The 25,172-nt window shown below is 59.5% G+C and carries 22 protein-coding genes; 9 read left to right on the top strand and 13 right to left on the bottom strand.

The window, feature by feature from the left end; genetic code table 11:
- Nucleotides 1-41 precede the first annotated feature (41 nt).
- From RTCIAT899_RS25880 to RTCIAT899_RS25865, 4 genes are all read right to left on the bottom strand, one after another.
- Nucleotides 42-1,313, bottom strand: a complete 1,272-nt coding sequence (locus RTCIAT899_RS25880; protein WP_015342784.1) for a CynX/NimT family MFS transporter — start codon at nucleotides 1,311-1,313, stop codon at nucleotides 42-44.
- A complete protein-coding gene (locus RTCIAT899_RS25875; protein ID WP_015342783.1) occupies nucleotides 1,310-1,987 on the bottom strand; it encodes a FadR/GntR family transcriptional regulator in 678 nt (225 codons plus the stop codon). The genes RTCIAT899_RS25880 and RTCIAT899_RS25875 overlap by 4 nt, the downstream gene beginning before the upstream one ends.
- An 85-nt stretch (nucleotides 1,988-2,072) precedes the next feature.
- On the bottom strand, nucleotides 2,073-3,278 hold the full coding sequence (locus RTCIAT899_RS25870; RefSeq protein WP_015342782.1) for an MFS transporter: 1,206 nt from the start codon (nucleotides 3,276-3,278) through the stop codon (nucleotides 2,073-2,075).
- A gap of 157 nt (nucleotides 3,279-3,435) precedes the next feature.
- A complete protein-coding gene (locus RTCIAT899_RS25865) occupies nucleotides 3,436-4,128 on the bottom strand; it encodes a GntR family transcriptional regulator (protein WP_041678176.1) in 693 nt (230 codons plus the stop codon).
- A 442-nt stretch (nucleotides 4,129-4,570) separates the two neighbouring features.
- Here RTCIAT899_RS25865 and RTCIAT899_RS25860 point away from each other — a divergent pair, with 442 nt between their 5' ends.
- From RTCIAT899_RS25860 to RTCIAT899_RS25840, 5 genes are all read left to right on the top strand, one after another.
- On the top strand, nucleotides 4,571-6,397 hold the full coding sequence (locus tag RTCIAT899_RS25860; protein WP_015342780.1) for an ABC transporter ATP-binding protein: 1,827 nt from the start codon (nucleotides 4,571-4,573) through the stop codon (nucleotides 6,395-6,397).
- Nucleotides 6,398-6,450: 53 nt separating this feature from the next.
- Nucleotides 6,451-7,977 carry an ABC transporter substrate-binding protein gene (locus RTCIAT899_RS25855; RefSeq protein WP_376766878.1) on the top strand — a complete coding sequence of 509 codons (1,527 nt, stop codon included), beginning with the start codon at nucleotides 6,451-6,453 and terminating at the stop codon, nucleotides 7,975-7,977.
- A 63-nt stretch (nucleotides 7,978-8,040) separates the two neighbouring features.
- Nucleotides 8,041-8,964: an ABC transporter permease gene (locus RTCIAT899_RS25850; protein WP_015342778.1), complete on the top strand. Its 924-nt coding sequence runs from the start codon at nucleotides 8,041-8,043 to the stop codon at nucleotides 8,962-8,964.
- A gap of 4 nt (nucleotides 8,965-8,968) precedes the next feature.
- Nucleotides 8,969-9,817 carry an ABC transporter permease gene (locus RTCIAT899_RS25845; protein ID WP_015342777.1) on the top strand — a complete coding sequence of 283 codons (849 nt, stop codon included), beginning with the start codon at nucleotides 8,969-8,971 and terminating at the stop codon, nucleotides 9,815-9,817.
- A gap of 4 nt (nucleotides 9,818-9,821) precedes the next feature.
- Nucleotides 9,822-11,552, top strand: coding sequence for a M14 family metallopeptidase (locus tag RTCIAT899_RS25840; protein WP_015342776.1), 1,731 nt, complete (start codon nucleotides 9,822-9,824; stop codon nucleotides 11,550-11,552).
- Here the strand turns inward: RTCIAT899_RS25840 and RTCIAT899_RS25835 are convergent.
- Nucleotides 11,549-12,421, bottom strand: a complete 873-nt coding sequence (locus tag RTCIAT899_RS25835) for a LysR family transcriptional regulator (RefSeq protein WP_015342775.1) — start codon at nucleotides 12,419-12,421, stop codon at nucleotides 11,549-11,551. The genes RTCIAT899_RS25840 and RTCIAT899_RS25835 overlap by 4 nt on opposite strands.
- 104 nt (nucleotides 12,422-12,525) lie before the next feature.
- Here RTCIAT899_RS25835 and RTCIAT899_RS25830 point away from each other — a divergent pair, with 104 nt between their 5' ends.
- The 3 genes from RTCIAT899_RS25830 (at nucleotide 12,526) to RTCIAT899_RS25820 (ending at nucleotide 15,597) form a co-directional block, all read left to right on the top strand.
- On the top strand, nucleotides 12,526-13,764 hold the full coding sequence (locus tag RTCIAT899_RS25830) for a YbfB/YjiJ family MFS transporter (protein ID WP_015342774.1): 1,239 nt from the start codon (nucleotides 12,526-12,528) through the stop codon (nucleotides 13,762-13,764).
- A 17-nt stretch (nucleotides 13,765-13,781) separates the two neighbouring features.
- Entirely contained in the window at nucleotides 13,782-14,264 is a 483-nt protein-coding gene (locus RTCIAT899_RS25825) for a YybH family protein (RefSeq protein ID WP_015342773.1), read from the top strand.
- A gap of 76 nt (nucleotides 14,265-14,340) precedes the next feature.
- Nucleotides 14,341-15,597 carry a glycoside hydrolase family 5 protein gene (locus tag RTCIAT899_RS25820; RefSeq protein WP_015342772.1) on the top strand — a complete coding sequence of 419 codons (1,257 nt, stop codon included), beginning with the start codon at nucleotides 14,341-14,343 and terminating at the stop codon, nucleotides 15,595-15,597.
- Between the two features lie 49 nt (nucleotides 15,598-15,646).
- On the opposite strand, the gene RTCIAT899_RS25815 is transcribed toward RTCIAT899_RS25820, so the two are convergent.
- Both RTCIAT899_RS25815 and RTCIAT899_RS25810 read right to left on the bottom strand, forming a co-directional pair.
- A complete protein-coding gene (locus tag RTCIAT899_RS25815) occupies nucleotides 15,647-16,711 on the bottom strand; it encodes a glycosyltransferase family 2 protein (protein ID WP_015342771.1) in 1,065 nt (354 codons plus the stop codon).
- Nucleotides 16,712-17,117: 406 nt separating this feature from the next.
- The gene (locus tag RTCIAT899_RS25810; protein WP_015342770.1) at nucleotides 17,118-17,699 is read right to left on the bottom strand and encodes a hypothetical protein; all 582 of its coding nucleotides are present in this window, start codon (nucleotides 17,697-17,699) and stop codon (nucleotides 17,118-17,120) included.
- An 873-nt stretch (nucleotides 17,700-18,572) separates the two neighbouring features.
- Here RTCIAT899_RS25810 and RTCIAT899_RS25805 point away from each other — a divergent pair.
- The gene (locus tag RTCIAT899_RS25805) at nucleotides 18,573-19,106 is read left to right on the top strand and encodes a GNAT family N-acetyltransferase (RefSeq protein WP_135488113.1); all 534 of its coding nucleotides are present in this window, start codon (nucleotides 18,573-18,575) and stop codon (nucleotides 19,104-19,106) included.
- A gap of 61 nt (nucleotides 19,107-19,167) precedes the next feature.
- Here RTCIAT899_RS25805 and mnhG read toward each other — a convergent pair whose 3' ends face one another.
- Genes mnhG through RTCIAT899_RS25775 form a run of 6 tightly spaced genes read right to left on the bottom strand, consistent with a single transcriptional unit; the run spans nucleotide 19,168 to nucleotide 25,168 of the window.
- Nucleotides 19,168-19,551 (bottom strand): monovalent cation/H(+) antiporter subunit G, encoded by a 384-nt coding sequence (gene mnhG / locus RTCIAT899_RS25800; protein ID WP_015342767.1) that lies wholly within the window; start codon nucleotides 19,549-19,551, stop codon nucleotides 19,168-19,170.
- Complete coding sequence (locus RTCIAT899_RS25795; protein WP_015342766.1) at nucleotides 19,548-19,829, bottom strand: K+/H+ antiporter subunit F; 282 nt, start codon at nucleotides 19,827-19,829, stop codon at nucleotides 19,548-19,550. Before RTCIAT899_RS25795 ends, mnhG begins: the two co-directional genes overlap by 4 nt.
- Nucleotides 19,826-20,302 (bottom strand): Na+/H+ antiporter subunit E, encoded by a 477-nt coding sequence (locus RTCIAT899_RS25790; protein ID WP_015342765.1) that lies wholly within the window; start codon nucleotides 20,300-20,302, stop codon nucleotides 19,826-19,828. Before RTCIAT899_RS25790 ends, RTCIAT899_RS25795 begins: the two co-directional genes overlap by 4 nt.
- Nucleotides 20,302-21,912 (bottom strand): monovalent cation/H+ antiporter subunit D, encoded by a 1,611-nt coding sequence (locus tag RTCIAT899_RS25785; RefSeq protein ID WP_015342764.1) that lies wholly within the window; start codon nucleotides 21,910-21,912, stop codon nucleotides 20,302-20,304. The genes RTCIAT899_RS25790 and RTCIAT899_RS25785 overlap by 1 nt, the downstream gene beginning before the upstream one ends.
- Entirely contained in the window at nucleotides 21,909-22,247 is a 339-nt protein-coding gene (locus tag RTCIAT899_RS25780) for a Na+/H+ antiporter subunit C (RefSeq protein ID WP_015342763.1), read from the bottom strand. The genes RTCIAT899_RS25785 and RTCIAT899_RS25780 overlap by 4 nt, the downstream gene beginning before the upstream one ends.
- Nucleotides 22,247-25,168, bottom strand: a complete 2,922-nt coding sequence (locus tag RTCIAT899_RS25775) for a monovalent cation/H+ antiporter subunit A (protein ID WP_135488112.1) — start codon at nucleotides 25,166-25,168, stop codon at nucleotides 22,247-22,249. Before RTCIAT899_RS25775 ends, RTCIAT899_RS25780 begins: the two co-directional genes overlap by 1 nt.
- Nucleotides 25,169-25,172 lie beyond the last annotated feature (4 nt).

The following is a 25,172-nucleotide window of genomic DNA, read 5'->3' as shown; positions in this document are numbered from 1 at the left end:
GCCCTCACCCATCACTCTGCAAGCGACAAGCACTTATTCCATCATGGGGTTTCGATTGTCCTCGTATTGACGGTGATCGCGCGGCCGGCAAACCAGCCGTTGATCGCAGCCCCGAGACCGAGCAGCACGAACAACACTGCGCACCAGGCAAAGCTTCCCGTCCAGCCATGAATCATGCCGACGACGAGGGGGCCAATTGCAGCGAGCAAATAGCCGACGAATTGCGCCATGCCGGAGAGATGCGCCGCCACATGCGCGTCGGGCGAACGCAACACAATGACCGTCAGCGCCACCGCGATCAATCCACCCTGACCGATGCCCTGAAGTACGGCCCAGAACCAGACTGTCCAAAGCGGAGCGAAAAGCAGACCCAGCAAGGCGATGACTGCGATCGCGCAGAGGCTGACGTTGATGGCGCGCTGATCCTTACCCTTAACGGCGATATGTGGGGCCACCAGACAGGCGGCCGCCTGCACCATGACCGAGACCGACACGATGACGCCAGCCGTCACGCCGTCGAGACCACGCTCGCGCAGAATGGGCACGAGCCAGCCGAAGATGCAGTAGGCGAGCGCCGATTGCAGCCCCATGAAAAGCGTCACCTGCCAGGCAATGCGGTCACGCCATAAACCAGTCACGCGAAAGCCGGTGCGCCGCGCCTGGCTGTGCGCTCTGATCACCTGCGGCAACCAGAGAAGTCCGACTGCGAAGGCAGGCAGGGCCCAGATGGCGAGCGCGCCGCCCAGCGAACCGCCGAGAGCATGTTCGACGGGAAGGGTGAACCCGGCCGCACTCGCAGCACCCGCGCATAGCGCCATCGTATAGCAACCCGTCATCAGCGCCGCCCTGTCGGGGAAGTCGCGCTTGACGACGCCCGGCAGCAGCACATTGCCGATCGCAATGCAGGCACCGGCCAAGCCCGTTCCCAAGAACAGCAGCGATATCGAGGAAAAGCCCCGTAGCGTCGTACCGAGTGCAAGAAGGAAAACGACGCCGAGCAGAACACGCTCGGTGCCCATGCGTTGTGCGAGCCTTGGCGCAAGTGGTGAAAACAGTCCCATGCAGATGACGGGCAAGGTCGTGAGAATGCTGGTGCCGAAGGCGGAGAGACCAAGTCCGGCCCGTATCTCCGGCAAAAGTGTCGATGCGCTGGAAAAGACCGGCCTCAAATTGAAAGCGATGAGCACAAGGCTCGCACCCAGCAGAAACCTGCCGATCGGCGATTTGCCTCCATGCGGCAGCGGTGCTGGAATTTCATCGGCCTCGGCATCGATCAATTCGACCGAGGCGGGATTTTGCGACGGCATGGTCATGACATAAGCAACCGATCAAGAGTAGCGACGATGGGGGCCATGAAGTGGCGCACGGCTCTGTCGGCCGCTTCGGGACTGCCGCTTTCGATGGCATCGACGATGGCGATATGCGCCTGCATATCCGGCTCGGGAATATCCTCGCCGAGCGTCGCCTCGATGGTTTCGGCAATCGAGAAAGAGAAGAACTCGTAGATTTCGATCATGGCCCTGTTCTGCGAGGCAGCAACGACCGCCCTGTGAAAGGCAAGATCGCGCTCGACGAATGCGGCCTTATCGCCGCCCGTATAATTGCCGCGAGCAACCAGCAAGGCGCGCAACTGGGAAACAACGTCCGGTGAGTGGCGCAGCGCGGCAAGCCGCGCGGCCTCGACCTCCAGCGCAAGCCGGGCCTCGAACTGATCCCTCAATCCAGCGCGACGCGCCATATCCAGGGGGAGACTGACATCCCTGTTAGACCGAACATAGGTCCCGGATCCCTGCCGAGTTTCGAGATAACCCTGCGACACCAGCACCCTCACCGCCTCGCGGATCGTACCGCGGCTGACCGACAGCATGGATGAAAGGGAGGCTTCGTTCGGCAGCTTTTCCCCGACCAGCCAACGTCGGGCGGTGATTTCGTTGCGGATTGCTTCAACGGCGGTATCCGCGAGCGTCATTTTTGTCAGAGCGCGCATGGCTGAATTTTCATCAAATCATCAGATGACTTTATCACTTAGGCAATACTCGATGCCTCGTCAATCAATTTCAGTAGACGAACGATCACCAGCCATGCAGCTTCGCTCTTTCGAAGAAGAGCAGCAAGGCAAGCCCCAGCAAACCGGCAGCGGCCCCGATAAGCGCCGTTCCGGAATAATTGCTGACGGCCGTGCCGATTGCGAAAAGAAGGGCGCTAAGCCCTGCGCTTAGAAAGATATTGACCGAGATCAAGGCGCTGCCCAAACCCGGGCGCTCGGCAATCAGATCCTGCAGATAGGTGATCGGAATACTGATCAGGGCAGCCGCCCCGATCCCGCTGATGAGGGTCAGCGCATAGACATGCCAGGGCGCCGACGCCAATCCGAGCAGGACCAGATAGATGATATAGATCACGGTACCGATCGCCAGCGCCACGACGTGGCTCATAATCCGCTGCGCACGTCCCCAAACGACGATGAAGATGATTTCGAGAAGGGCGACTATCCCAACCAAAATGCCGATGTCCGCCACGGTTCCGTGTGCCGCACCGGTGACAATAAGTGGCAGGATGGCGCCGTTGACATGCAGCGTGCTGCTGATCAGCGCGACGGCGATAAGGCGCAGAAAGACCGGCGGCGAAATGACCTCGCCAAGCGCGGCAAGATAGGAAAGGTGATGTGCCGCCGCCTTGTCTATGCCATCCTGGCGCGGCAGGAAAATCGCGATCAATCCAAAACAGGCGACGCAGGCGAGACCTGCGAACAGATAGGCCGGAAGCATGCTCGCCGAATTGGCAAGCAATGCTCCGGTTATGCCGGGAACCAGTACCCAGGAAAGGGAGATCATCGCCCGCACGCCCGAATTGACCGTGGCGATATCGTTGCGCTCCATTCCCCTCGTCGCAACGCGGACATTGGCAAAGAGCAGCGAGTTGAGCGAGCCATAGATCGGCAGGAAGAACAAGGCGCTGAGCACGAAAGTCGCCTGCGCCGGCACGATATAGACGGCGCCATAGCCCAGCACGCCGAAAGTGGCGACCGTCAGCATCATCATTTTATATTGGCCGAGCCTGTCCGCCAGATTTCCAAGTAGAATACTGACGACGACATTCACCGCCGCCGCGCAGAAGATCAGCGTCGAATAGAGCCCGTTGCTGAGGCCGAGCTCGCGGATGCCGACGACCGATTGATAGGGCGACGTCGCGGCGCCGGCAAAACCAAAGGCAAAAATGGCAAGCATGCTCACCCGTATGGTCGGGTCGCGAAAAACGTCGGGAAGAAGGCGGGTCATTAGCGGGATCGAGGATGTTGCAAATCACGCCTTCATCCGAGGCGCTGGATATCCATCCGTCAAAGCTGATCGAGACGCAAATGGTTGCATTGCGCTTGCACCCTTCCGACGTGGATTGTCCACATTATTCATCATATCAATCGGGACAACTGGGCGTTCAGCCAGGCATCGCTCGCGAATAGGCGGCCAGAATGAAGCGTTCGGCCTGGAACAGGTATTTCTCCAGTGCGTCGGCGGCGCTCGCCGGAGCCCCCTCCTCCAGATGCGCAAGAATGGTCGCGTTCTGGCCGACATAGGGAGCGTGCAGATATTCGGGATCGCGGATCAGCCCAAAGACGAGGCGCAGCTCCAGCGAGATCTGCGCATAGAAGGCCGAAAGCCTGGGACTGTCGGCAAGCTCGACAATCGCGGCATGAAAGGCGATATCGGCGCTGCCGACCTCCAGCCATTCGCCACGCTGACGATGCTGGACGGCGGCATCGATGGCGGCACGCATCTTGTCGACGCTTGGGTGGCGGTGATGTGCATTGGCGAGTGCCGAGCACTCGATCAGACGACGAATCTGGAAGATATCCATGATCGTCGAAATGCTCGGCGTGGAAACGAAGACGCCGCGATTGGCCTCGTGGCGCAGCACGCCCTCTTTCGTCAGCAGCCGGAAAACCTCGCGCAGCGTATTGCGCGAGACCTGCAACTCCTCGCAAAGAGCCGCCTCCGATAAATGGCTGCCGGGTGAGAGCGTGCCGCTGATCACGCGCTCTCGGATGCGGGCGGCGGTCAGTTCTGCAACGGTCTGCCCTGCTTCCGCGACGACTGCCGGCTCGATGCTGGCAAGATTTGTCTGCTTCATTCGCTCTCCCGGCATCTGCGCCCAATCGTCTCCAACGTCCGCCTATATCAGCCACTTGCCGGAAAGCGGGTTGCTATTCTGTGCTCGTCTGAGGCTGTCGGCCTGTTTCAACGGCAAGTCCCTCGGGCGATTTTGCGCAGATTTGTCCTCATTTTGATTGCCAATATGAAAATTGTTGAACAATATAGACCAGATTGTCGTTTGATGCTATCTCAAGCTCTAACAAATATAATGGGAACGCAGATACAGATGTTCATGAGACGCCTGTTTCTTAGAAAAACATCGCCTGCTTTTGCCAGGCTGCAACGAGTGTCGGCATGAGTATGCTGCGGTCCGATTTTGGTAGCGATCCCAGCGAATGCGTTTGCATCATCGATGCAAAGAGCAATATGGCCATCATCCCGGATGCCATGAACGACGTGCCCAATACCGAGGTAAGCGCATGACCAAGGCCGCAAGCGACAATAAACCGCTTCTGTCCGTAGCGGATCTGACTGTGCGGTTCGGCGAAAACCGCGTGGTAGAAGAGCTTTCATTTTCGGTCGAGCCAGGCAGAACGCTCGCAGTCGTCGGCGAATCCGGCTCCGGCAAATCGGTGACCTCGCTTTCGGTCATGCGCCTTGCCGACATGATGGGCGCGCGCTTCGAGACGGGCAGCATCCTCTTCAATGGCAAGGACCTGCTCAAGCTCTCGCAGAAGGACATGCGCGCAGTTCGCGGCAAGGAGATCGCCATGATCTTCCAGGAGCCGATGACCTCGCTCAATCCCGTCTTCACCATCGGTGACCAGATCTGCGAGGTCCTTCTTCTTCATGAGAAACTCGGCAAATCCGCCGCCATGGCAGAAGCCCGTCGCCTTCTGGAGATGGTACGCCTGCCGGATGCGGCCGCCCTTTTGAACCGCTATCCACATCAGCTTTCCGGCGGCATGCGCCAGCGCGTCATGATCGCCATGGCGCTTGCCTGCCGTCCGAAGCTCTTGATCGCAGACGAGCCGACGACGGCGCTCGACGTGACGATCCAGGCGCAGATTCTCAACATCATGCGTGATCTGCAGAAGGATCTCGGCATGGGTATGATCTTCATCACCCACGACATGGGCGTGGTTGCCGAGATGGCTGATGATGTCGTGGTCATGTGGAAGGGCAAGAAGGTCGAGGAAGGCCCGGTTCGCAAGATATTCGCCAATCCGCAGCACCCTTATACGAAGGCGCTCCTCGCCGCAGTCCCCAAACTTGGCAGCATGACCGGCCAGGATTTTCCGAAACGCATGCCGCTGACCGTGCTCGATGGCGGCGAGCCCAAAATCGTCGGCGAGGAGCGTGTACAGAACACCGCCCGCTACGACCAGCAGCCGCTCCTGTCGGTGCGCGATCTCTTCGTGCGCTTCGATATCAAGAAGAACATATTCGGCCAGGTCACGCATCGCTGCAGCGCCGTCCAGAAGGTCGCTTTCGATATTCATCCCGGCGAGACGCTGGCCCTCGTCGGCGAATCCGGCTCCGGCAAATCGACGATCGGCCGCACGATCCAGCAATTGCAGAAGGCACGTTCGGGCGAAATCACCTTCAATGGCAAGAGCTTTGCCGCCATGTCGCAGCTCGAACGCTTCCGGCTTCGCCGCGACGTGCAGTATATCTTCCAGGATCCCTTCGCCTCGCTCGACCCGCGCAAGACTGTGGGATTCTCCATTGCCGAACCGATCAATACCCACGGCATCATTTCCGGATCGAAAGAGGTGCGCCGCAGGGTGGATGAGCTTCTGGAGCGCGTCGGCCTGACATCTGCCCATGCCGATCGCTATCCGCACGAATTCTCCGGCGGCCAGCGTCAGCGCGTCTGCATCGCCCGCGCGCTCGCATCCAATCCGAAACTCATCATCGCTGACGAGGCGCTTTCCGCTCTGGATGTGTCGATCCAGGCGCAGATCATCAACCTATTGATGGATCTCCAGGCCGAACGGGGGCTCGCCTATCTGTTCATCAGCCATGACATGGCCGTAGTGGAAAAGATCAGCCACCGCGTCGCCGTGCTCTATCTCGGCCAGATCATGGAGATCGGCAGTCGCCGCCAGGTCTTCGAAACGCCGATGCACGCCTATACGCAGCGCCTGATCTCGGCCGTGCCGATCGCCGATCCGACACAGGAGCGCCGAACTGCCCTGCTGGAAGGTGAGATCCCCAATCCCGTCCGCCGCGTCGGCGACGAACCGCCGATCCTGGCTCACGAGGAAATCACTTCAGGCCATTTCATCGCCAAGAGCGCCTAAACGACAGCAAACCGTAATATCGATCTGAAGAGGAAACAGGTTCAATGAAAAGAATGAAATGGGGATTGAAGACCGCTCTGACCGCACTCGTCATGTCGAGCGTCGCCATCACCGCCTCGCCGGCGCTGGCCGCGGGCAAGCTGACGGTATCATCGTCGCAAGATCCGGGCAGCTGGGATCCGATCGACACCTTCCTGGTGGCATGGGCTGCCGTTTCGACCAACATCTTCGATGGCCTCACCTATCGTGGCCCCGATCTCAAGCTGGTTCCGGGCCTTGCCGAATTCTGGGAAGAGCTGGATCAGGGCAAGCGCATCCGCTTCAAGCTGCGTCATAACGTGAAGTTCCATGACGGCGAGCCCTTCAATGCCGAAGCAGTGAAATTCACCTTCGACCGCCTGCTCGGCGAACAAGGTGCCAAGGGACCGCAGCGCTCGAACTACACCGCGATCGAAAGCATCGACATCATCGACGACTACACGATCGACATGAAGCTGAAGACGCCTGACCCCGTGCTCCTGACGAAGCTTGCCGGCTATGGCGCGATGATCGTTCCGCCGAAATACATCAAGGAAAAGGGCGAGGATTATTTCAACCTCAACCCGGTCGGTACCGGCGCCTTCAAGTTCGTCTCCTATACGCCGAAGGTGAACATCAAGCTCGAAGCCAATCCGGATTATTGGGGCGGCGCACCGAAACTTTCCGAGCTTGAATACCGCTTCATCAGCGAGCCGGCGACGGCCGTTGCCGAGCTTCAGGCCGGCCGCGTCGATATCGTCATCCCGCCGACCATTCCGATCGGCATGCTGCCGGTCATCCAGGGCGATTCCAAGCTGGAAATCGCCAGTGTTCCCGGCCCGACCGTCGATGCGCTGCGCTTCAACACCCGCGACGGCATCACGACCGATCCGCGCGTGCGCAAGGCGATCATCATGGCCGTCGACCGCGACACGATCGTCAAGTCGATCCTCGCTGGACAGGGAACCGAAATCGTCAGCTTCCAGAACTCCCTGTCCTTCGGCTACGATCCCGACCTGAAGCCGCTTCCCTATGATCCGGCAGGCGCCAAGAAGCTGCTTGCCGAGGCCGGCGTGAAGCCGGGCGCGGCATTGCAGATCGACATTCGTGGCAACGACGCGACGATGAACGAGGTGGCGCAGGTCGTGGCAAGCTATCTGCAGATGGTCGGCCTCACCGCCACCATCAAGCCGTATGAAACCAACGTTCTGCTGAACGACATCATCCCGCAGGGCAAGACCGGCGCGATGTTCCAGCAGAAATGGGGCGGCTGGACCTTCGACTACGACAACACCGCTTATTCGATGTACCACTCCGGCGAAAAGTGGAATCCGTACGAAAAGGATACGACGCTGGACAAGCTGTTGGAATCGCAGCGCCCGCTCACCGAGCGCGCCGAGCGCGAAAAGGTGCTGAAGGACATTGGCAAGTATGTCGCCGAGAAGGCGCTCGAACTGCCGCTCTACAATAGCAACGCGATCTACGGCGTCAGCAAGCGGGTCAAGGGCTTCGTGCCCGCTCCCGATACCCGCATCAAGCTGAACGAAGTCTCCGTCGACTAAACATCCAGAAGGACGCCGTCGGCTCGGTCGGCGGCGTCCCCAGAAAGCTCTTAGGGTAAGAACGTGGCCGGTTTTCTCATCAAGCGATTGCTGCAGGCGATTTTCGTCGTGATCGCCATCACTCTTCTCGTCTCATTCGCCATCCGCCTCACCGGCGACCCTGCAGTGATGATGTTTCAGGGTGGCGGCAGCATGACGGAAGAGGATCTTGCCCGAATCCGCACAGCCCTCGGCACGGATCAGCCCTTCCTCGTGCAGTATTTCAGCTTCCTAAAGGGACTGCTGACACTTAATTTCGGCCGCAGCTTCACCGGCGGCACGCCGGTTTCCCAGCTGATTGCCAACGCCCTGCCCGCGACGCTGCTGCTTGCCTTCATCTCCATGGTGGTCTCGATTGCGCTCTCCATCCCGCTCGGGATCAAGGCTGCGACGGCGCGCGGCAAGACGGCAGACCAGATCATTCGCGTTCTCTCGCTGCTCGGCCTTTCCTTCCCAAATTTCTGGCTGGCGCTGATGATGGTGCTGTTGTTTTCCATCACGCTCGGCTGGCTGCCCCCGAGCGGCATGGTCGGGATTTCGAGCTACGTCATGCCGGCGGTGACGATGGGCGTCATCCTGACGGCAACGAATGTGCGCCTGGTGCGCACTGCCATGCTGGAAACGCTGCAGTCGCAATATATCATGGTCGCTCGCGCCAAGGGCCTCAGCGAAAGCAAGGTGCTCTACAAGCACGCGCTGCGCAATTGCGCGATACCGCTCATCACCTATTTCGGCATCCAGTTCGGCGGCCTGCTCGGCGGCATCGTCGTCATCGAGCGTGTCTTCAACTGGCCTGGCCTCGGCACCCTGGCATTCGACGCCGTCGGCGCCCGCGACTACCCGGTCTTGCAGGGCGTGATCACCGTGCTGGCGCTGTTCATCGTCGGCGTCAACCTCCTCGTCGACATCGCCTACGGCCTCGTCGATCCTCGTATCCGCACGGAGTAAGCCGATGGCCGCCACGATTTCACGCCGTTCGCGTTTCCTGAGCTTCGAGTTCATATTCGGTACGTTGCTCACGGTCGTCATCTGCCTTGCTGTTCTGCTCTCAGACGTCCTCTTTCCCGGCGGGGCCGAAAAGATCGACCTGATGGCCAGGCTTGCCAGACCCTTTGTCAGCCTCGCCCATCCCTTCGGCACCGATCCGCTCGGACGCGACGTGCTTGCCCGCGTCGTTGCGGGCGGCAAGATATCGCTGACGGTCGGCCTTATTTCCGTGATCGGCGGCGTTGTTTTCGGCGTGCTTGTGGGGCTTGCCGCGGGCTATTATCGCGGCATCTGGGATATGATCCTCATGCGCTTTGCCGATATCCAGCTCGCCATGCCTTTCATCCTGCTGGCGATCACGTTTATCGCCATCGTCGGCGGCAGCCTGACCAACACCATCATCCTGCTGATCGTCTCGCAATGGGTGCAGTATGCCCGCCTCGTGCGCGGCTCGGTGCTGAGCCTGCGCGAGCGGGAATTCATCCTCTCGGCACGCGCCATCGGCGTCAAAGACTGGCGTATCATCTTCCAGCATCTGCTGCCGAACCTTGTCGGGCCGGTGATCGTGCTGATGACGCTGAACATCGCCAACAACATCCTACTGGAAAGCAGCCTGACCTTCCTTGGCATGGGTGTCGACCCGACAATTCCGAGTTGGGGCGGCATGTTGGCCGATGGCCGCACCTATCTGCAGACGGCATGGTGGGTCAGCCTCTTCCCCGGTCTCGCGATCCTTTTGACCGTGCTCGGTCTCAATCTCCTGGGCGACTGGCTGCGCGACAGCCTCGACCCGACTGGCAGAACGACAAGGTGACATCATGACTGTGATTTTCGAAAGAAGCTTTGAGCGCACGCTCGCACGGCTCGTCGCCGATGCCACGAACGGCCAGAATTTCGAGGCCTGGACCTTCGATGACAGGGAAAGCCGCCAGCAGGCCGAGCGCACGCTCAAGGAAAAGGGCGTAAGGGCGCGTATTCGGAACGCCTACAAGCCGCTGGTGAACGCCTTCATCGAAGAGATCGATCTGCAGGATGTGGAGGCGATCGAAGTCCGCTATCCCGTCCATCCCAATGCACCGGAAAACCGCTTCAGGCTGGAAGCCTATCCGCTTGCCGCCATGGTCGGAAATCGCCCGATCACCTTCGTCGCAAGAGCCGACAGCGACTTTGACTATGACGTTCTTTTGAAGAGCGTTGCAGGCAGCGAGCGCCGGCTGAAGGTGCTGGCGCCCAATCGCGTCCATATTGATGCCGCCGGCGAAACGAGCGTCTCCCCGACCGGCTGGCTCATGAGGAACGGCAATGCGACGGGCGAACGGCTCGCCACGGACTATGAGCAGCTCTTCGAGGAGACCATCAACGCGGTCACGCACTTCGACTGGGGCGCAACCGAACCCTATTTCCAGGAACTGAACATTCGCGTTGCCCTGCCGGCGTTGGATGAGGCCTTGCCTATCGGCGACGAAGTCATGAGCCTTCGCGAGGCGCTGCACGAGGACTTCTATTTTTCGCTGCTCGAATTCTTCCAGAAAAAGTCAGGCCGCCCGCTCGGCGACCGCGGTTTGAAGCCGGGGCAGATCGTTCCGCAGATTCTGCCCTCCTCCGGCGATATTTTCGTCCGAGTGGAAACGCAGCCGCTGACGTCTCGCTATTGGGATGGAGCCGAACAGCAGATCGAGACAGCAACGGAACCTGTGGCCGTACAGCAGATCGAGGCCGAGCTTGACAAGATTGGCGGCGAAGCGTTTGAGGCCCTTACTCGCTCCGGCCGCACCGTCAGAGCCCGCTATATCAAGGGCCGCGATGCAGCCGTGATGATCAGCGGCGGACAGCACGCCAACGAGACAACCGGCGGCGCGGGAGCTCTGCGTGCCGCGCGTCGGCTTGCCAAGCTCGAAGGCGCGCATTTCACTATTTCGCCCCTCGAAAATCCCGACGGTTACGCCCTTCATCAGCGCCTGCGCCAGGACAGCCCGCGGCACATGTATCATGCCGCCCGCTATACCGCGCTCGGCGACGATCTCGAATATCGGAGCGAAGAGACCGCCGGCCCCTACCTCTTTGAAAAGAAAATCCGCTTCCAGGCGGAAAGTCTGAGCGGCGCGCGGCTGCACGTCAATCTCCACGGCTACCCCACCCATGAATGGACGCGCCCGCTCTCCGGCTACGTTCCCCGCAATTTCGCCATGTGGACACTGCCCAAAGGCTTTTTCCTGATTGCTCGCTATCATTCCGGCTGGGCCGCTCAGGCGGAGCAGCTTCTCGACAAGGTCACCCGGCACCTCGGCGCCACACCGGGTCTGCTGGATTACAACGACCGCCAGATCGCACTCTATGAAATACACGCCGGCGAAACAGGCTTCCGCATCATCAACGGCTTCCCCTGCCTCGCCAGTATCGACGATCGCCATACGGTGCCTATGACCTTGATCACCGAATATCCAGACGAGACCATTTATGGCGACGCATTCATCGCCGGCCATACCGCGCAGATGGAAACAGTGCTTTCCGCCTATAGCGCCTGGCAGGAAATCATGGCTTCGAGCTAGGCCGTACGCGTCGAACCGAGCATATCGAGAAGCGCGGTCATGGCGCTCGTCGTATAGGCGTCCGATCGGCGTACGAAGAGCGTATCCACCAGCGACCGTTCCGGCGAGAGCTCGTGGATTGCAACCCTGTCCTCCCGGACAGCAGCAGCGACGACGCCTCTCGGCAGAAGAGTGATGCCGACGCCGGCCGACACGCAGCTTATGATCGTGTCGAGAGAACCGAATTCCAGCGGCTTCGACGTGACGATACCCATATCGGCAAGAAGCGACTCCAGCCGCTGCCGATAAGAACATCCGATCTGGAAGACGATAGTCTTCAGATCGACAATGCCGGCCAGATCTTCCACTCTACGAATGGCAGGTGTTGTAACGAGGACAAGCTCTTCCTGAAAGATCACCTCATGATCGAGATCGGGGTGGTTGACGGGACCCGCCACGAAGGCACCCTCGACCCGGCATGAAACGACATCGTCGATCAGCCGGCGGGTCGTACCTGTTGTCACGACAAGACGTACCTGTGGATAGGTCTTGGCGAATTGGCCGAGAAGCGGCGACAATCGCAGCGCCGTGGTTGTTTCCAGGCTGCCGAGTGAAAGCGTCCCGCCCGGCTCACCATCATCCTTGGCGGCGGTGCGGGCATCGGCCAGAAGCCTGGTGATGCGACCGACAAATGGCAGAATTCGTTGTCCCGCCGGCGTGGTCGATACGCCCCTTGCATGCCGCTGGAACAGGCTGACGCCCAGCTCCTCTTCCAGCGCCCGGATGCGCGCCGTCACATTCGATTGAACCGTGTGCAGCTCCTGTGCCGCCCGGTTCATGCTGCCGTGCCGCGATACCGCTTCGAAAACCCTGAGATCGGATACGTCCATCTTTGCCTTATCTCCAATTGAGATAACTGCTCTCATAATAATTCAGTTTTTATGATATAACGCGCGGCGTATTCTCTCAAGCACAGATCGCTGAGAGAGTTCCCATGACCGACACTACCGCGCATGAAACCGACCGGAACCATCAGAATGCCCGGATGGCATGGCGTGCCATCCTGTCGGCATTCTGTGCTTGCCTGATCGGCATCGGCCTTGCGCGCTTCGCCTATACGCCGCTTCTGCCTGCCATCGTCGATGCCCACTGGTTCGAAGCCTCGGCTGCCGCCTATCTCGGCGCCGCAAATCTTTCCGGTTATCTGGTCGGCGCATTGCTCGGGCGGACGATCGCCGCGCGTGCCTCCACTGTCCTGACGCTCAGGATCATGATGCTTGCCGCAACGGCAGCCTTCTTTGCCTGCGCCTTTCCTGTCAGCTTTCTATGGTTCTTCGCATGGCGTTTCGCAGCCGGCCTTGCCGGTGGCGCCCTGATGGTACTCGCGGCGCCGACCGTCCTGCCGCTGATCGCACCGTCTCGCCGAGGGCTTGCCAGCGGTATAATCTTCATGGGCATCGGTGCTGGCGTCGCACTATCGGGCACATTGGTTCCCCTGCTGCTGCAACAGGGGCTGCGCGAAACATGGCTTGGCCTCGGCGCCCTATCGCTGCTGCTCACGATCATTGCCTGGTCCGGATGGCCGCGCGATGTCGTCGGCCACACCGCCACAAGCCATAATGCCACGCATGTCCCGAAACGCTGGACGCTGCGTGCGCTCTACATCGAATATGCACTGAATGCCGCCGGCTGGGTTCCGCACATGATCTTCCTCGTGGATTTCGTTGCCCGCGGATTGGGAGAGGGCTTGCAGGTCGGCGCGGAATACTGGGTGCTGTTTGGCCTCGGCGCCACCATCGGCCCGATTCTCGCCGGCCATCTCGCGGATCGCACGGATTTCGCCGCAGCACTGCGGTTCGCCTTTCTTCTCGAGGCAGTCGCGGTCGCCATTCCCGCCTCTGGCCTCGGGCAGGCGTGGCTTATTGCCTCGAGCCTGATCGTCGGCGCCTTCGTAACCGGCACGGTTCCCCTAATGCTCGGAAGGATCGCAGAACTGCTTCCACACCATCCGGCACAACAGAAAGTCGCCTGGAGCCTGGCAACCGTATTCTTCGCCCTGTTTCAGGCGGCAGCCGCCTACGGACTTTCCTTCGTCTTTGCCCGAACCGGCGGAAACTACGGCGTGCTCTTCTTTGTCGGAGCCGGTGCAATGGTTCTCGCTTTGGCGATCGACCTCTCTGTCGCGGTGTTTATCCGCACTCCGCAGAAACACGCCCAGGATCATGATTCATAACAGCAGGAGAATTGGACATGACAGAACACTTGACCGAGATTACCGGCCGCGAAAACATGTTGGGCGATGGCGGCGCCCTTGATGCGCTCATCGGCTTTTATCGCGCCTTCAATGCCGGCGACCTGGAAGCACTCGCTGCCAACTGGGCCGATGGCGACAAGCCAAGCATGGACAATCCGATCGGAGGCATTCGGCGCGGATGGCCGTCGATCCGCGAGGGCTATGCGAAGCTGTTTGGTGGAAAGGCGAAAGTCCAGGTCGCATTCCACGATTTTAGCAGCCAGGGCGGCGATGACTGGCACCTGTTCGTCGGGCGTGAGAGGGGACGTTGCGTCACGGCCGACAGGAGTATCGAGCTTCGCATTCGCACGACACGCTGGTTCACCCGGATCGACGGCGTCTGGCGTCAGCTTCACCATCACGGCTCCATTGAGGAACCTGCCCTGCTTGCTGCCTATCAGGAGATCATCTTCGGCGCACCATTGGAGCGACCGGCGTAGATGTTGTCACGAGACTTTGGCCCTCGGCGCGCTACCTTGCCCACATGGCGCCAAAGTTTCACGCGAGTTGGGATTCATGAGGCATTTTCTGCTGTTGCTCGCCAGCCTGTCTATTATTTGTCTGGGGTCATTTGCGCCGCCGGCACATGCCGAGGGATTCGTTCGCGCCGATCATCAGCAGATCGTCGACGGCAAGGGCAATCCGCTGATCCTGCGCGGTCTCGGCCTCGGCGGCTGGATGGTGCAGGAAGGCTACATGATGGGGCTTGCCAATCTGAAGGCGCAGCACATCATTCGCCGCCGCATTTCCGAAATCATCGGCGAGAAAAGGACCGAGCAATTCTATCGATCCTGGCTCGATAATGCCGTGACGAAAACCGATATCGACGCAATGGCCAAATGGGGCTTCAACAGCGTGCGCCTGCCGATGCACTGGCGGCTCTTCATCAAAGGCAACAGCACGTCAAAAAGCATTGTCTGGAACGAAGAGGGCTTTCGGCGGGTCGATGCACTGATCCGCTGGCTGAGAGCCAACGACATGTATTTGATCCTCGATCTACATGCGGCACCCGGCGGCCAGGGTCACGACATCGCCATTTCCGACCGCGATCCGGACAAGTCCTCGCTCTGGCACAGCGATGAGAACCAGGCAATAATGATCGCGCTGTGGAGCGAGATCGCCCGTCGCTATAGGGACGAGCCGACAATCGCGGGTTACGACCTGCTCAACGAGCCGAACTGGGGCTTTCAGGACAAAAAAGACAAAGGCGGCTGCCGCGAGACCGAAAACCGGCCACTGCGTGACATCTATCAGCGCACCATCCGCGCCATCCGCGCGATCGACACCAACCACATGCTTATTATTGAGGGCAATTGCTGGGGCAACAATTATGCCGGCGTGCTGCCGATCGATGACCGCAACACGACGCTCAGCTTCCACAAATACTGGACGCCGACGACGCAGGAATCGATCGAACCCTTCCTGAAGCTGCGCGAACAATATGACATGCCGCTCTGGAACGGTGAATCCGGCGAGAACAACAATGACTGGTATGCCCGCGCAGTGGCCTTGCAGGAGAAGAACGGTATCGGCTGGTCCTGGTGGCCGCTGAAGAAGATCGGCGCCGGCAATCCGCTGGAGATCAAGACGAATGCCAATTATCGCCTCCTGACCGCATATCTCCGCGGCGAGGGCAAGAAACCTTCCGCCAGGAGTGCCTTTTCCGGATTGATGCAGCTTGCGGCCGACAGCCGCCATGGCAGAAACCTCCACCATCAAGACGTGATCGACGCTTTGATGGGGCCGTCGCGTAAGTCAGGCAAGGCCGAATAGGATCAATGCCATTCTTTCGCGCGAGGGGCTCCAGGTCTCCTGTATGCAGCTATCCCATCGCATGTCTTATGGTCTTCGAGAGACGCAAAAGGAACCGAGGCCTCGATGAGGCAACGAGCTTCCATGACAGAATAGTCCTTGCCATATCCCTGGGCAGAACACCGACGGAAAGAAACCATCCGGCCAGCATCAGCCGGCGCTTTCGCGACGCATTCATCTTGAGACTGGCAGCCGCGCCGGCCGCGGCTAGGGAGAGTCTGGAATCATTCGCGACGGGATGCTGGTCCCTGTCGATGCAAAGCGATGCCAGACGCTCTTCCAGATGGACGGGATCGTGGAGGCCGGCATCGTCACGCATGTTCAGTCCGATCTCGCTTGCCTGATCCGACAGGGCCTCCAGCCGGCGGAAATCATGTTTTATCCGCCAGCGCGCGCGCTGTCCGAGCTTTTCGGCGAAGACAGAATGATTTGCACCATGAATACGATAGGCGCCGAGGCAATCTTCGATGGATGTTACCTCACCATGAAGCGGCGCAACCGTGGCAAGATATCCATCCGCTCCCTGCCGAAACTCCGGCTCGGGCACCGGCATGACCTTGTCCAGCACCGAACGCTTGAATGCCAAACCGCTGGTGACCGTCGTCTGATAGCGGCCTTTCCGCAGCAGCTCCGGAGTGACGTCGCCGGAATCGAAGGGCAATTCGACAGGCGGGAATACATCCTTCACCTGCATTTGCTCATCAACGATATGCAGTCTGAACTGCACCTGTGCTGTCCTGTCCTCCCAGGCTTCGACAACTTCCGATACTGCATTCGGATAGAGATAATCATCCGCATCGAGAAACAGCACGATCTCGCCGTGGCTGGATGCGAAGCCTGTGTTGAATGCGGCAGCATGTCCACCGTTCATCTCACGCAGACATGTCTTTATTCGAGAGCCATAGGAGGCGATAACATCAGCCGTCGCATCGGTCGATGCATCATCGACGACGATGACTTCAGCTTCATCGTAATCCTGTTCCAACGCGCTATCGATACTGCGCCTCAGAAAATGTGCGTAGTTATAGTTCGCAATGACGATAGAGACGGGAACGCGGTCTTGGATGGAATGCATCGCATTGAACCTCGCAGATCTGCTTTGGTTACGGCGAACCCTCTCATTCAGGTCCTTATGGATGAGCGCGCTGCATACGGGGATATGCGGTGATGCAGGCTGATGCCTCACGAACATATCAAGCAACGGCTATTGGATCATGCCGATCCATCTTGCCGTTCCAAGCCTCACCAGTTTTATGGCTTTTGAATGACCGCACACATGATGGAAATTTCATCGATCCACTCATGCGATAGAGACCGAAGCGCCAACTATGCCTATCGCGATCCGAGTATTCTTTCCTGTCCGTGAGACGGCATCTGCAACATAGATGCTGCTGGATGCTGCGTCTCACCTCAACTGACGCATAATCCTCCATGCAGAAGGAAGACAAAATGAAGCCCGCGCGAGGCGGGCTTCTTCAGCTTTATTCTGCCGCGCTGGCGGCCTTCGTCCTGCGAGTGCGCTTCGGCTTTGCCGCTTCTGCGGCAGCCGGTGCGGGAGCTGCCGCAGCAGCCTTTGCCCGGGGAGCTCTCGTCGACGCCTTGGCGGCAGCAGGCTTGGCGGCGGCCGGTTTTGCCGCTGCGGGCTTTGCCTTGGCTTTCGCTTTGGACGTTGTTGCCTTGCCTCCCGTCTTTGCCGCGTTCAGAAGTGCGACACGACGCTGGCGGTTCTGCTCGAGAGCCTGCTGGAAACCAACATCGTGTTCCGCATGATAGGCGAGATCATCGAGAAACTCAGCCACGTCCTTGATGGTATCGACGACGACATAGCTCAAGCCGCGGCCGGCATTGATCGAGTCACGACCGACCGTTACACCATATCCGCCTGGAACGCGCTGGAACCAGGTGGAGCGCCACTTCCTGAAACCAGCCGCGTCGCGCTCGTACTCCTCCAGATATGCCTTCTGCTCCGCTACTCTTGCACGAAATGTATCAACCACGTTCCGCGCACCAGCCTTCGGCTTGTCAGCCTTTTTGGAAGTCCATTTCTCAAGAAAGTTTGCCATTGATCCGATCTCTTCAGGTTAGCGTTCCTTGTCACGCCGCCATCGCTTCAAAAAAGCTGACGGAGCTCCTCCACAGGGATGCCCGCATATATGTAAAGGATAGATGTATAATGGCAACATAATCCGTTATTATTGCGGAGCGAATCGCCATTTTGGCCGTCCTATTGCCGCCTTTTCGACCCCGAAGCGCAAATTTCTTATCTTTTCCTTCGCTAGGACAGGCCGCTCTCGTTCCGATCTGGAACTTCGACACCCTCGTGCTGCTGCGCATACTCGCTTCGAAGTAACCCGCGACAATATAAAACTTATGGCGTATCGACAATTTATTGATAGCAGCTAGCGCTGACCGCTATTTTGTTGTCCGGCAAATTCATAGGTGTTCATCGATGCGACTACATTCGTCAGGTCGCCATACCGATCGAACAAGAACTTTGTTGCAGCATCTTTATCGAAGCTATCATGTTCATAGGCCGCATCTTCAATGCGGATATGATTGAGCAGGCGATCTGGAAACCATCGACGAAGACGTCATGGACGCGTACCGGCAGCGCCGTCACGCTGCCTCAACGAAGACTATGCGCACGGCTTCAGCGGTCGGCGGGGATCTGCGGGAAGACGCGGCGATAAAGGACCGGACCGCGAAAGGGGGTTCGCCCCTCGTAAACGGAACGCTCTCACGGCCGGTCCCACATTCCCGCAGGCCAGGCCCGCAAGAGGCGGCGCTTTTGCGCGCCCATTGCGGCAATATATTGGCTAAGACTAAAAAACGGCAGCCTAACAAAATTGCTTCCCATCATCACCTCGCGCAGAGATAGTAAACTCAGGAGCCCTCACCGCACATCGCCATCTTTCTACCGGCAAGACACTTCTATGATGACAGCGAAATCAATCCAGCGCTCTTCCATCGAGACGGCACGCCTCCGCTTGCGCCCTACGTCGGCCATCGACGCTACACGCGCATTCGAAATCCAGAGCGACTGGGCCGTGACACGTATGCTGAGCAACGCCTCATACCCTCCGGACGAAAGCGATATCAGAGATTGGTTTTCCAGCCATGGGCGCGAATGGGCCGAAGGCTCCGCCTATCGTTTCGCCATCGAACAAGAGGAAAGAATGATCGGCATCGTCGACGTCGATGGCATTACCGGGAGCGAGGGCAGCCTTGGCTATTGGCTGGAAAGGCAAGCCTGGGGAAAGGGCTATGCCTTCGAGGCAGCGCGAGCACTGATCGGCTTTGCCTTCCAGGTGGTCGGCTTGTCCAGGCTCGAATCCGGTCACGCATCCGACAACCCCGCCTCGGGACGGGTGCTGACCAAACTGGGCTTTAGGCCAGTCGGCAACAGAGAGCTTTCTTCGCGAGCGCGCCGCGAAACCATCGTCCAGTGCTGCTATATGCTTGAGCATTAAGTGCCGCGATCCCATAGAAGACGCAGCGCCGCATCTTCATGCGGCAGTAGTCGTTGGTCGTTTATGACGAATGCCCCTCGACCGGCTTCTGCTCAGGCGATTGTTTTGGCGGAACGTTGCCGTTCTGCTCGGCACGATCGCGATGCAGAGCCGCGCGGGCGAGCAGCATGAAGGTGATCGGCGTCGTCACGGTTATGAAAACACCGATCAGCAGTTCATGAATGACGAGGGACCGCGTCGCGGTCGAAAAGAAGATCATCGATGCGATCATGATCGCGCCGATACCGCCGCTCGTTCCCAATGTCGGCGCGTGAATACGCTCGTAGAATGTTCCAAGCCTCAGAAATCCGATTGCGCCGACGAGCGTCAGGAAGGCGCCGATCACGAGAAGCCCGCCGACGGGGATCGCGGCCCACAGAGGTATGTTTTCAAATGACGCGCTCATTCGATCACCTCCCCGCGCATCAGGAATTTCGCCAAGGCAACCGTTGCGACAAAGCCCAGCATGCCGATGACGAGTGCCGCCTCGAAATAGACGACACGGCCGGTTCCAATGCCGAAAGTCAACAGGAGCAGCATGGCATTCACATACAGCGTATCGAGCGCGATGATGCGATCCTGCGCGCGCGGTCCCCGGAACATGCGAATGGAGGCGATCGCCATCGCCGCCACGATCATCATCTGCGCAATCGTAACGGATATCTGGATGATCGTGGCGCTCATGCAAAAATCTCCATCAGCAGGTTTTCATACCGGTTGGCGACCGTTTGACGCCATTGCGCCTCGTTTTCGAGATCGAGGACATGCAGCAGCACCGTGTTGTCGTTGGAATCATATTCCAGCCACGCAGAGCCCGGTGTACTGGTCAGGATAACCGCAAGCAGCGCCAGCGGGATCTGATCCCGCACCCTGAGCTCAAGAACCACAAAACCCGGCGTCGTCTTGCGCGAGCGCCCTCTCAGGATGATCCAGGCCACTTGTACATTCGATTTCACCACATCGAAAACGACCCGGAAGAAGAGTTTGGGCAGCAGATACCATTTCCGCAGCCGCGGCTTTTCGGGTCGTAGCGATGCCATCCCCCAGGAGGCAAAGACCGCGACGATGATGCCGAGGATAAGCTGACCGAGCGTGAAGCCGCTTAGCAGCAGCCACATCAGGATCAGGCTCAGCGCCAGGAGCGGATAAGGCAGCATCACAGGCCTCCCGTCTTTGCCGGCGCGACCACAGCATTGCGGACCGCATCGACATAGAGATTGGGATCGCTGAGCGTGCGGATGGTCGCATCCATATATTGCATGACGGGGCCGGCCCAGATGGTCAGTGCCAGCGTCAATGCGAGCAGGCCCATGACGGGGAATATCTCGATGACAAGCACACGGGGAACCGTGCCCTCCAGCGAACTCCAGAACGTGCGTATGCCGGCACGCGTCATGGCGATCAAAGCGGCAATGCCGGAGAGAATGACCAGAAGGATCAACGCCCATACCGCAGTGCTCGGCGGAATGCCGATCGCGCCCGTTCCCATCATAGCGGAGAGCATGGCAAACTTGGCGATGAAGCCGGAAAGCGGTGGCAGGCCGGCCAGCAGGATGCCGCAGGCGGCAAAGCAGATGCCGAGCATCGCCATGGTGCCGGGCATTGTCACGCCATCGCCTTCTGCCGGCTCCTTCTCCTCGGCATCGCCATAGGCCTCCATCGTGACCGCGAGAACGCTGGCACCCGCATCCTGTCCGCGCTCCACGAGTTCGATCAGCATGAAGAATGCGCTGATCGTCAGCGTCGAGCTGACGAGATACATCAGCGCGCCGGACGAGATGGAGCCGTCATTGATACCGATCACCATCAGCAGCGTACCGGAAGAAACCAGTACCGAGAAGCCGGCCAGCCGGCCAAGCGCCTGCGACGCCAGCACACCGACCGTTCCGAAGATCAGGGTTGCCATCCCGCCATAGAGAAGCACGGTCGCGCCGAAGCCGGCGGAAGGGCCGGCGCTGAACAGGAGCATGGTCAGCCGCAGGATGACATAGATGCCAAGCTTGCTGAGGATCGCGAATATGCCGGCAACCGGCGCCGACGCCGCGCTATAGGCCGTCGGCAGCCAGAAGCAGAGCGGCCACATGCCGGCCTTGATGAGGAATGCGATGCCGAGCACGCCGGCGCCCGCCTGCATCAACATGCGGCGATCTGCCGACATTTCCGGGATGCGCATGGCAAGATCCGCCATGTTCAACGTTCCCGCCGTGCCGTAGATCAGGCTGACGCCGATAAGGAAGAGCAGCGCGGCTGCGAGATTGACGGCAATGTAATGCATGCCCGCCTTGACCCGGAGCGGCCCGGAGCCATGCAGCAGAAGGCCGTAAGATGCAGCCAGCATGACCTCAAAGAAGACGAAGAGATTGAAGAGATCACCCGTCAGGAACGCACCGTTGACCCCCATCAGCAGCAACTGGAACATGGTGTGGAAATGCGCACCGACCGCATGCCAGCGCGCCAATGAAAATATCAACGCGGCAACGGCAACGATGGATGTCAACAGCAGCATGAGTGCCGACAAGCCATCGAGCACAAGCACGATGCCGAAGGGCGCGCTCCAGTTTCCTAGTAGATACGCACGCTCCTGCCCCGGCGATCCGCCTTCTGCACGGAAGAGCGCAAGTGCAATGCCCACCAGCAACAGCGTTGCAACGAGGCTGATGAGCGCCTTCAGCGTGCGCGAACGCTCATCGATGAATACAAGCAACGCACCTGCGACAAGGGGAACCAGGATCGGGGCGATGATGAGATGATGCCACCAGCCCGTCATTTCCGGTCACTCCTGCCATCGACATGGTCCGTACCTGTCAGGCCGCGCGAGGCAAGCAGCACGACCAGGAACAGAGCCGTCGTGGCAAAGCCGATAACGATCGCAGTCAGCACCAGAGCCTGCGGCACCGGATCTGCCAAGGCGTGCGTTGCCGTGCCATCGCCAAGCAGCGGCGGCACATTCGTCTTCACACCGCCGACGCCGAAGATGAAGAGATTGACCGCATAGGAGAGCAAGGACAGGCCGATGATGACCTGGTAGGTGCGCGGGCGCAGGATCAGCCAGACCCCGCAAGCCGTCATTACACCGATTGCAATGGACAAGATGAGTTCCATCAGTCCCCCTTTGCCTTGTCGGAGTCTAGCGCACGCAGGCGGTTTATACGGATCGACTGGTGCGCAAGCGCGACGAGGATCAGAACAGTGGAGCCGACAACCAACAGGAAAACGCCGAGATCGAAGAGCAGCGCGCTTGCCGCCGGAACCTTGCCGAGCAACGGCACATCGAGATACTGGAAATACGAGGTGAGGAACGGATAGCCGAAGAACCAGGCACCGATACCCGTTGCCGTCGCGATCAGAAGCCCTGCACCCATCCACCGCAGCGGCAGGATGCGAATGCGATCCTCCGCCCAACGCGTACCGCCGGCAAGATATTGCAGCAGGAAGGCGATCGAGAGCGTGAGGCCGGCCGAAAAGCCGCCGCCCGGCGCGTCATGCCCACGCATGAAGATATAGACCGAAAGGGCGATCACGAAGGGGAACATCCACTGCATGATGACGGAGGGCACGAGCAGGTAGTCGCGCACCGTATCGCCGGCCGAACGCTCCGGCCGCTCCTCGTCGAAACGGTTCTGGATCCGCTGCTGTTCCGGCATCTCCATGCTGTCGGGCGCAGGGCGGAAACGACGCAGCAGCGCATAGACGGTCAAGGCGACGACACCGAGGACGGCGATTTCGCCCAAGGTGTCGAAGCCACGGAAATCGACCAGAATGACGTTGACGACATTACGGCCGCCGCCCTTCGAATAGGCATTTTCCAGGAAGTAATTCGCGATGGCGTCAGGCACCGGCATGGTCATGACGGCATAGGAAATGAACATCATGCCGACGCCGCAGATGACGGCGAGCGCCAGATCGCGGAAGCGTCGGAAACGGGCGCGCAAATTCACCGTATCGTCAATCCCTTCTGTCCGCTTCGGCAGCCAGCGCAAGCCCAGAAGGATGAGAACTGTCGTGACGATCTCGACGAGGAGCTGGGTAATCGCAAGATCCGGCGCCGACAGCCAGATGAACGTCATGCAGACGATCAATCCGACCCCGCCCAGCATCACGAGCGCGACAAGCCGGTGATATTTGGCAAAGAAGGCAGTGCCGATCGCCAGGCAAATCCCGATTGCCCAGACGATGGCGAAGACCGGATCGGCGCCTGAAAAGGCAAAATGCTTGGCCTCGAAGCCCGACAGATAGAGCGGCAGCAGGCCAGCCGCAAAGCCTGTTGCCACCACCCAGCGAAGCTGGGGCTGGAGCTTGCGCGTGCCGATCCGCTTTTCGGCTATTCGCGCCCAGTGCCAGGAAACCTCGACCAGCACCCGCTCGAAGATGCGCTGCCCCTTCAGGCGGCGAAAGAGGGGCGGACCGTCGTCACATCGCGAAAAATAATCCTTGAAGGCGAAATAGAACGCCGTGCCACCGACCAATGCGACGATGCTCATCACGAGCGGCAAATTGAAGCCATGCCAGAGCGAGAGGCTGTATTGCGGCGTATCGGCGTTGAGAACGCTGACCACAGCCGCATGCAGGAAGGGCGCCACCGAAAGCGCCGGAACGATGCCGACAACCAGGCATACCACGACCAGAAGCTCGATCGGGAAGCGCATCCAGCGCGGCGGCTCATGCGGCTTGGCGATCGGCAGATCGGTCGGCGCCGGCCCGAAAAACACCGTCTGAATGAAGCGCAGCGAATAGGCGACGCTGAAGGCGCTTGCGAGCGTCGCCACATAGGGAAGCATACGATCGAGGATGGAATCCGCATGGGTTTCGATCGCTTCGGCGAAGAACATTTCCTTGGATAGAAAGCCATTGAGCAGCGGCACGCCGGCCATGGCGGCGCTCGCAACGATCGCAAGCGCCCCGGTGAACGGCATATAGCGGAACAGGCCACTCAGACGGCGCATGTCACGCGTGCCGGTCTCGTGATCGATGATGCCGGCCGCCATGAACAGCGACGCCTTGAAGGTCGCGTGGTTCAGCATGTGGAAGATGGCGGCAACCGTCGCAAGTGGGCTGCCGAGGCTGAGCAAGGTGGTGATGAGGCCGAGATGGCTGATCGTCGAATAGGCCAGCAGCCCTTTGAGATCCTGCTGGAACATCGCGAAATAGGCGCCGAGCAGCAGCGTGATGATGCCGGCGGCCCCGACTATGTAGAACCACTCATTGGTGCCGGAGAGAACCGGCCAGAAGCGTGCAAGCAAGAAGACGCCGGCCTTCACCAGCGTGGCGGAATGCAGATAGGCGGAGACGGGCGTCGGCGCCGCCATCGCATTCGGAAGCCAGAAATGGAAGGGAAACTGCGCGCTCTTCGTTAGCGCGCCGAGCAGGATGAGTATCAGCGCGGGCAGATAGAGCGGATGATTGCGGATGATTTCGCCCGATGCCAGGATATTGTCCAGATCGTAGCTGCCGACGATATGGCCGAGCAGGATCAGCCCGATGAGCAGGCAGAACCCGCCAATCCCGGTGATCGTCAGAGCCATGCGGGCACCATCACGCGCCGCTGCGGTATTGTGCCAATAGCTGATCAGCAGGAAGGAGAAGATGCTGGTCAGCTCCCAGAATATCGAGAGCAGGATGACATTGCCTGACAGCACGATGCCGAGCATCGCGCCCATGAAGGCAAGCAGGAAGGAGAAGAAGCGGGGAACCGGGTCCTCTTCCGACATGTAGTAGCGGGCATAGACGATGACGAGAAAACCGATGGCGGTGATGACGAGCGAAAACAGCCAGGCAAAGCCATCCAATCTGAGGCTGAAATCTAGCCCAAGCTGCGGCAGCCATTCTATGCTATAACGGACGACGCCGCCGTTTTTGACAGCAGGATAGAAGCTTGCGGAAAGCAACAGCGCCAGAAATGTAACGATGCCGGCAATCCAGGCCGGGCCACGCCGCGACTGCGTGCGCAAGAGGCATACGGAAAGAAGACTTCCGATAAACGGCAGAGCCAAAAGTGCTAAAATAAAAATAGGCCCGCTCGTTATCCCA

Source organism: Rhizobium tropici CIAT 899, assembly GCF_000330885.1.
Taxonomy (GTDB): domain Bacteria; phylum Pseudomonadota; class Alphaproteobacteria; order Rhizobiales; family Rhizobiaceae; genus Rhizobium; species Rhizobium tropici.
This window is presented reverse-complemented; position numbering and strand designations above follow the sequence as displayed.

Excerpts from the sequence above, each read along its gene's own strand:
- RTCIAT899_RS25870 (WP_015342782.1), bottom strand. The coding sequence starts at position 3,278 with ATGACCCGCCTTCTTCCCGACGTTTTTCGCGACCCGACCATACGGGTG.
- RTCIAT899_RS25785 (WP_015342764.1), bottom strand. The coding sequence starts at position 21,912 with ATGACGGGCTGGTGGCATCATCTCATCATCGCCCCGATCCTGGTTCCC.
- mnhG (WP_015342767.1), bottom strand. The coding sequence starts at position 19,551 with ATGAGCGCGTCATTTGAAAACATACCTCTGTGGGCCGCGATCCCCGTC.
- RTCIAT899_RS25860 (WP_015342780.1), top strand. The coding sequence starts at position 4,571 with ATGACCAAGGCCGCAAGCGACAATAAACCGCTTCTGTCCGTAGCGGAT.
- RTCIAT899_RS25780 (WP_015342763.1), bottom strand. The coding sequence starts at position 22,247 with ATGGAACTCATCTTGTCCATTGCAATCGGTGTAATGACGGCTTGCGGG.
- RTCIAT899_RS25830 (WP_015342774.1), top strand. The coding sequence starts at position 12,526 with ATGACCGACACTACCGCGCATGAAACCGACCGGAACCATCAGAATGCC.
- RTCIAT899_RS25805 (WP_135488113.1), top strand. The coding sequence starts at position 18,573 with ATGACAGCGAAATCAATCCAGCGCTCTTCCATCGAGACGGCACGCCTC.
- RTCIAT899_RS25790 (WP_015342765.1), bottom strand. The coding sequence starts at position 20,302 with ATGCTGCCTTATCCGCTCCTGGCGCTGAGCCTGATCCTGATGTGGCTG.
- RTCIAT899_RS25835 (WP_015342775.1), bottom strand. The coding sequence starts at position 12,421 with ATGGACGTATCCGATCTCAGGGTTTTCGAAGCGGTATCGCGGCACGGC.
- RTCIAT899_RS25825 (WP_015342773.1), top strand. The coding sequence starts at position 13,782 with ATGACAGAACACTTGACCGAGATTACCGGCCGCGAAAACATGTTGGGC.
- RTCIAT899_RS25815 (WP_015342771.1), bottom strand. The coding sequence starts at position 16,711 with ATGCATTCCATCCAAGACCGCGTTCCCGTCTCTATCGTCATTGCGAAC.
- RTCIAT899_RS25840 (WP_015342776.1), top strand. The coding sequence starts at position 9,822 with ATGACTGTGATTTTCGAAAGAAGCTTTGAGCGCACGCTCGCACGGCTC.
- RTCIAT899_RS25795 (WP_015342766.1), bottom strand. The coding sequence starts at position 19,829 with ATGAGCGCCACGATCATCCAGATATCCGTTACGATTGCGCAGATGATG.
- RTCIAT899_RS25855 (WP_376766878.1), top strand. The coding sequence starts at position 6,451 with ATGAAATGGGGATTGAAGACCGCTCTGACCGCACTCGTCATGTCGAGC.
- RTCIAT899_RS25845 (WP_015342777.1), top strand. The coding sequence starts at position 8,969 with ATGGCCGCCACGATTTCACGCCGTTCGCGTTTCCTGAGCTTCGAGTTC.
- RTCIAT899_RS25820 (WP_015342772.1), top strand. The coding sequence starts at position 14,341 with ATGAGGCATTTTCTGCTGTTGCTCGCCAGCCTGTCTATTATTTGTCTG.
- RTCIAT899_RS25880 (WP_015342784.1), bottom strand. The coding sequence starts at position 1,313 with ATGACCATGCCGTCGCAAAATCCCGCCTCGGTCGAATTGATCGATGCC.
- RTCIAT899_RS25875 (WP_015342783.1), bottom strand. The coding sequence starts at position 1,987 with ATGCGCGCTCTGACAAAAATGACGCTCGCGGATACCGCCGTTGAAGCA.
- RTCIAT899_RS25865 (WP_041678176.1), bottom strand. The coding sequence starts at position 4,128 with ATGAAGCAGACAAATCTTGCCAGCATCGAGCCGGCAGTCGTCGCGGAA.
- RTCIAT899_RS25810 (WP_015342770.1), bottom strand. The coding sequence starts at position 17,699 with ATGGCAAACTTTCTTGAGAAATGGACTTCCAAAAAGGCTGACAAGCCG.